6 protein-coding genes and 2 pseudogenes are annotated in these 6,203 nt (G+C 50.2%); 4 read left to right on the top strand and 4 right to left on the bottom strand.

From position 1 onward, the window contains the following. Positions 1-70 precede the first annotated feature (70 nt). Both AC1DUA_RS30840 and AC1DUA_RS30835 read left to right on the top strand, forming a co-directional pair. Positions 71-631 (top strand): methylated-DNA--[protein]-cysteine S-methyltransferase, encoded by a 561-nt coding sequence (locus AC1DUA_RS30840; protein ID WP_477503378.1) that lies wholly within the window; start codon positions 71-73, stop codon positions 629-631. 27 nt (positions 632-658) lie between these two features. Continuing rightward, positions 659-1,480 (top strand): SPL family radical SAM protein, encoded by an 822-nt coding sequence (locus AC1DUA_RS30835; RefSeq protein ID WP_477503377.1) that lies wholly within the window; start codon positions 659-661, stop codon positions 1,478-1,480. 2 nt (positions 1,481-1,482) lie between these two features. Here the strand turns inward: AC1DUA_RS30835 and AC1DUA_RS30830 are convergent, their stop codons facing one another. After that, complete coding sequence (locus AC1DUA_RS30830) at positions 1,483-2,418, bottom strand: helix-turn-helix domain-containing protein (protein WP_477503376.1); 936 nt, start codon at positions 2,416-2,418, stop codon at positions 1,483-1,485. Positions 2,419-2,626: 208 nt separating this feature from the next. Here AC1DUA_RS30830 and AC1DUA_RS30825 point away from each other — a divergent pair. Continuing rightward, positions 2,627-3,293 (top strand): annotated as a pseudogene (locus tag AC1DUA_RS30825) (ThuA domain-containing protein). Positions 3,294-3,343: 50 nt separating this feature from the next. On the opposite strand, the gene AC1DUA_RS30820 reads toward AC1DUA_RS30825, so the two are convergent. From AC1DUA_RS30820 to AC1DUA_RS30810, 3 genes are all read right to left on the bottom strand, one after another. Continuing rightward, on the bottom strand, positions 3,344-3,844 hold the full coding sequence (locus tag AC1DUA_RS30820) for a CBO0543 family protein (RefSeq protein WP_477503375.1): 501 nt from the start codon (positions 3,842-3,844) through the stop codon (positions 3,344-3,346). Positions 3,845-3,928: 84 nt separating this feature from the next. Beyond that, complete coding sequence (locus tag AC1DUA_RS30815; RefSeq protein ID WP_477503374.1) at positions 3,929-4,108, bottom strand: hypothetical protein; 180 nt, start codon at positions 4,106-4,108, stop codon at positions 3,929-3,931. A gap of 403 nt (positions 4,109-4,511) precedes the next feature. Next, on the bottom strand, positions 4,512-5,957 hold the full coding sequence (locus AC1DUA_RS30810) for an aminotransferase-like domain-containing protein (RefSeq protein WP_477503373.1): 1,446 nt from the start codon (positions 5,955-5,957) through the stop codon (positions 4,512-4,514). Positions 5,958-6,081: 124 nt separating this feature from the next. Between AC1DUA_RS30810 and AC1DUA_RS30805 the strand changes: the two are divergent. Then, positions 6,082-6,203, top strand: a pseudogene (locus tag AC1DUA_RS30805) (DMT family transporter); the annotation flags it as partial.

Genomic DNA, 6,203 nt, shown 5'->3' with positions numbered 1-6,203 from the left:
AGACAGGTGTCACGCCATCGGAATATCGTCAAACTTCCACCATCTAACCATAACCGAGGAGGGTTCTTGGATGCAAACAAAAGAAGCGAGGACAGCTAAATCCATTTATTGGGGCGTAGCTCGTTTATTGGATGATAACTTTTTGATCGCAGCAACGGACGACGGGCTAATCTACCTGCAATATCAGGCAGGAGATGCCGACCAAGGTGCGGCTGATACAGAAGCATGGTCCGAATTAACCAAATGGGCCAAAAATCGGTTCCATGATTATAGTTGGATGGAGAATCAGGCCATATTAGAGCCTTATGTGCAGCAGCTTGAGGAGTATCTGCAAGGCTTGCGCAAAACGTTCACGCTGCCACTTGATCTGCGTGGGACGGAGTTTCAACAAACCGTGTGGCGCGAATTAAATGAAATACCACATGGTGAAACGGTCACTTATTCACAGATCGCTCAGAAGCTGGATAAGGCTAGCGCAGTAAGAGCTGTCGGTACAGCAATTGGTGCCAATCCGGTTCTTATTATGGTGCCATGTCATCGCGTGGTCGGGAAAAATGGGGCGTTAACCGGTTATCGCGGTGGATTGGTGAATAAAGAGAAACTGCTGGTGCTGGAAAAGGTCGGATTGTAAGCAGAAGAAAAGGGAGGTGGAGCGCGTATGCAGATCGAGGTGAACCACAAGTCAGCGAAAACGCTGCTCACCAAAGCCAGCGGCTTTCTAGAGGGATATTCACATACGCTGAACCCGTACACTGGCTGCGCTTTTGCGTGCTCCTACTGCTATGTGAGACAGATGCCGGTGGCACTGTTCCGTACGGAGCCCTGGGGCACCTGGGTCGACGTGAAGGCCAATGCCGCCGCACTTCTGGAGCAAGAACTGGCCAAAGCGAAGCGCAAAGGCCAGGTCACGATCTTCATGTCCTCGGCGACGGACCCGTACCAGCCGAGCGAGTATAAGGAGCGGATTACCCGCTCGCTCCTGGAGGTGATGTCCGTGCAGCAGCCGGACTTCTTGTTCGTTCAGACCCGCAGCCCGCTGGTGAAGCGGGACGCGGACTTGTTGGAGCTGCTCGGCGACCGCGTCCGAGTCAGCATGACCGTAGAGACGGACCGCGAGGATGTCCGCCGAGCGTTCACCCCGTCCGCGCCGCCGATATCGGCGCGGCTGGTGGCCCTTCGCGAGCTGGCGGCTCGCGGTATTCCCGTGCAGGCCACGATAGCGCCAGCGCTGCCGAGCTCGGAGCAGTTCGCCGAGCGGCTCGCGGGCATCGTGGAGCGGGTGTGCATCGACGATTACTTCATGGGCGATGGCAGTGGGGGCCGGCGCACGGCACGCATCGGCGTGCGCGCTATCTATGACGCGCTGGGGCTTTCGGACTGGTACAGTCCGGATGCGTATAAGCGCGTGCACGAACAGCTCCTGCGGTATTTTCCGCAGGAGCGTGTGCTTGTCAGCCAGCAGGGCTTCTTGCCTGGCTGAGGTTAATCCGCTTGCGCCAGAAGGGGGGCGACCCCCGTTTGGCTGCGCATGCGTTGTTTGAATTCTTTGGGCGAGCATTGATTATGCCGCTTGAACAGCTTGTAGAACTGAGCCATATTGAGGATGCCAACCTCAAAACTTACATCCATCATGCTGAGGTCGCCTGTTAACAGGAGACGCTCGGCTTTTTTGATACGCTTGTAATTCACGTAATCCACGAAGGATATCCCCATCACTTTTTTGAAATACTTAATAAAGTAATGATAGCTTAAATTGAGCAGGGAGCAGACGTCTTCAACCGTAATTCGTTCGCCAAGATGCTTGTCGATATAATCGAGCGCCGGGCGCAAGCGAGCGATACCTGAATCCTCCGCAAGTGCGGACAGATCACGGGTGTCATTGCGTAACATAAGCAGCAGCAGGTTTTTGATCGCCGCGCTGATGGCAAGCTCGTAGCCAATTTTGCGGGATTGCGACTCTTCGAAAATCTGCAGAATAAGCTCATAAGCGGCTTGCTTCACGACCGGATTGCTCCGGAAAATCTCGTTGAACTGCTCAAGCGGGTGAGTCAGCTCCGAGAAGCAATGCAGGTAAGGCATCGTACTTAGGTCAAAATGCTGTTTGAGATCGATTTGGAAAACGATCTGCCGTAAAGGGCCAGCGGAGTATTTGTAGGTCCGATGGGGCTGGGAGGAACCTAGAACGATCACATCTCCCGCGGATAACACCGTTTGTTCATGCTTGGTTTGAATAGCCAGGAGGCCTTCCGTGACGACAAGGAATTCCACCTGTTTATGCGAATGCCAGCACCAAGGCGTTGGGGGATCGAAGTGAGCGGAGTCGGAGCCAAGCTCCCATATTTTTAGGAAAAGCAGCGGGTTCTGATAAATGACTTCTTCGTTCACTATTTCGGTAAAAGAGTTATGTGTGGGTTCCATGTTTACGTATACCTCGCTATTGGGTAGGACATTTTTGAATATGTAAATCATCGTTGCAGGTAAGGTTTATCAAGAGAAAGTATAACATTGTTTACTTATTGAGGACACTATTGAATAATAAATAGGCACAATCTTGCCTTTCATTCTGGCAATGGACGGACTATACTCACATTATGAATGAATACGCTATCTTGGAGGGAATAAGAAGATGAGTCAAAAGCTTAAAGTAACGGTTTGGAACGAGTACCGTCATGAAAAAGAAAGCGAAATTGTACGCGCTGCCTATCCAGACGGGATTCACACAGCGATTGGCGAAGGCATCAGCGGGAATGTAGATGTCACTTATGCGACTCTAGACGATGCTGAGCACGGTTTGACCGAAGAGGTTTTGAATAACACCGATGTTCTTATCTGGTGGGGACATAAAGCTCATGACCAAGTGCAAGACGAAATCGTAGAGCGCGTTCAAAAGCGTGTGTGGCAGGGCATGGGACTCATCGTGCTGCACTCCGGACACTTCTCCAAAGTGTTCAAGAAGCTGATGGGCACATCCTGTGACCTCAAATGGCGTGAAGCGGACGAGAAAGAGCGCATCTGGGTTGTCGCACCAGGCCATCCAATCGTGGAAGGCATTGGCGAGTACATTGACCTTGAAGCGGAGGAGATGTATGGGGAGCACTTCGATATCCCGCAGCCGGATGAGTTGATCATGGTTTCCTGGTTCGAAGGGGGAGAAGTATTCCGCAGTGGTTGTAGAGCAAATCCGCCGCGTTATCTCCAATGCGGTTCAGTGGGCTGCTCCGTCAACACGTGAGTATCCGAAATATGGCAATCATAAGCCGCTTGAAGAAATTAAAGCGAAGGTGAAAGCTTAATAATAAGGGTGCCCGGATGGTCTTTTGCGGACCAGCGGGCACCCTTTTTTTTATTCCCAGAGTGGGATGTGAAAGTAGATGACCAAGAATGCGACGGACACAGCAGAAAGAAGCAGCCCGGCCGCTCGATTGCTATGAAGCAGTCTTATTGTCAAGAACATAAAGAAGTAAAAGGCGATCGACCATATAATGTTCCACCCATGATGATATGTGATTCGACCGTAAGAATACCACAGATATTCAAGAGCCGAATAACCGATTATCCACATGAGATAATAAAAAACTTGGTTGCGTTTGGCGGTAGGAAAGAAAGTTAGATACAGGAGTGTTGTACTTGGCAGCAGGATGAAGGTGTTCATAAAGTCGGTCGACTTGTGGTCTAACAACATATCAGGGTGAAATGACCATATCAAATAACCGTGACATAGGAAGTTGTAAAGTAAATTGCAAAAAGAGACAAAAAGCATGACATCGTAGTATTTATTCCACTGCTTGTAGGCCCGTGAAACCAATACAGCTATAACAAAAAGTAGATTCGTAATTAAAATCACGTAAAAGGCCCCTAGAAATGAGTCGTAGATGCAGGGTTAGTTTCTGCAAAAATGTAAATTATTACACTTGCTTCAGTTCTTTTTTCATTCTGCATCTATCTTGCGTTCGTCTAGCCTCGGTGCTCCGTCTGGCCAGCTCTGTGCTGGGCCTATCCAGTGCTTGCGCTGCGTCGGTCCAGCTTTTATGCTGTGTCCGTCCAACCCCTGTGCTACGTTCCTCCAGCCAGCCAGCCCTTGTGCTACGTCTGTCCAGCCATCCACCATCCAAGCCTTCCTCCACCCATTGGCTTTTAACGCCGAATACTCATGTTATTTTCCGCATATGATCCACTTTTTGGCAAATAACTGACATTTCTACTGCTAATCCGGTCAAATTCAGGGAATTTCGCATGCTACAGACGGAATAGCAGGAGTTTCTGCATCTATTTCATTCCCTGAACCGACGCGGCGCTGAGTAGCGGTAGATTTTCCCTCTATTTCTGCGGAGACAAGTCCTGATGGATCGCAGCTTTGGAACTAGGCGACTGCGTGGATTGATTACTTGTAATTAACGCCGAATACTCCATCAAAGCTCAGCTCACCCAAGTTACACTAGTCAACACTTATGGATTTGTCTGTTTAACAAGTCGTGTTGTGGATGCTCCCGCCCGCGCTCCCGCCCGCGCCCTTACCCGCTCGTAGCCGTGTAACGCCCAGCAATGTCTACAAGCCGCCTAACGCCATCCCGTAAATGCTCCTCATTCACAAAGGAATAGCTCAAACGGATCCAAGAATGCATCTCATTGAGCGGATCGCAGATCACGCCAGGGACGAAGGAGACAGATTGCCGGAGGCATTCCTCCAGCAGTTGCTCAACCGGGATATGTTCCGGGAGCTGGAGCCACAGATTGAAGCCGCCCTGTGGGCTCACCCAACGCCATCCAGAGGAGGCTAGCTCCTGCTCTACAATTTCTTTCCTGATCTGCAGGGCAATGCGCAGTTTCTCCAAATGCTGCTGCATGCGAGGAGATTCGAAGTAATGCAGGAACATTTTCTGATTGACGAGCGGTGTGCCGTTGTCAGCTAATGATTTGGCGGTGATGAGCGACTTGATGACATGCGGGCCTCCCATGACGGYGCAAATCCGCAGCCCAGGCGCGATATATTTGCTAAAACTGCGGAGATACACAACCCAACCTTCCGTATCATAAGTCAGCATGGGCTGAGGAGGAGGCTGGTCCAGGTACATCTCGTGAATAGCATCATCTTCAATTAACAGGCAGCGGTAGCGTTCAGCCAGTTCAACGAGCAGCTTGCGCTGTGCGGCGGGAATCGTGTATCCTGTCGGATTATGAAAGGTTGGATTCATATAAAAAAGTCGAGGTTTATGTTTCGCCATAAGCCTCTCCAGATTCACCAGATCATAGCCGTCCGGGGTGATCTCGACAGGAATAAACCGCGCGCCCTGCTGGCGGAAAATATCAAGCGCAGCGCTGTACGTCGGCCGCTCAACCAAGATCGGATCCATAGGGCGGATATAGATCCGCGAGATGAGGTCAATGGCCTGCTGTCCTCCTGTGGTAATCAACAGATCACTGACTGCGAGCTGGAGGTTATGATGCCGAACCATGTAACGGCAAAGATACTCGCGAAGCTCTTCATCCCCCTGAGCGCTGGAGTAGGTACCCATGAGCTTCGGATAAATGTCAAAAACCTTTTTCACATGTTCGGACAAAAAAAGATTCGGCAGCAAGTTGGGATCGATCAAAGCTTGGGAGAATTGATAGGTGGCAGGTATTTGCTGAATTTCTGACAGGGAATTTCTCAAAGCGCTATGCGTAGTGAATGAACGAGTGCTCYCCGTGTGCTCCGTAGGGGCTTGCTCTTCTGTCTTGCAGGGACTTACGTAGTAACCGGATTTCTCTTTGACATAAGCCCTTTCATTCTGTTTCAGCAGCTGATAAGCGCGAAAAACGGTCAGCCTGTGCACCTGCAGCTCCTGAGCGAGAAGTCGGATGGAGGGGAGCTTGTCATGGGCTTGCCACTCACCGCGATCCATGCGGGTAACAATATAGTCATAGGCTTGTCTGAAAAGCAGATTAGTTTCCTTTCCAGCTGATCCCGGAGCTTTCATCCAATATTCCCCCTCTGTTTACTCAACTCAATCATAAAGCAATCATTGGAAATCTGTTCTAGTGTCCCACATCTGTTCTGTTACTTACCTAGTATGATGATACATACCAAGAGGGGGGACAGTCATGATTATTTTTAATTACTTACTTATATGTCTTATTTTCGGAACGACATTTTTGGCGATCAAGGTAGGGGTAGATGCCTCGGCACCGCCATTCTTCTCAGCAGGCATGAGGTTTTTCATTGC

The sequence above is a fragment of the Paenibacillus sp. 01T422 genome, from assembly GCF_056398785.1.
Note: the sequence above shows the minus strand (reverse complement) of the source record. Positions and strands in the feature narration are given on the sequence as shown.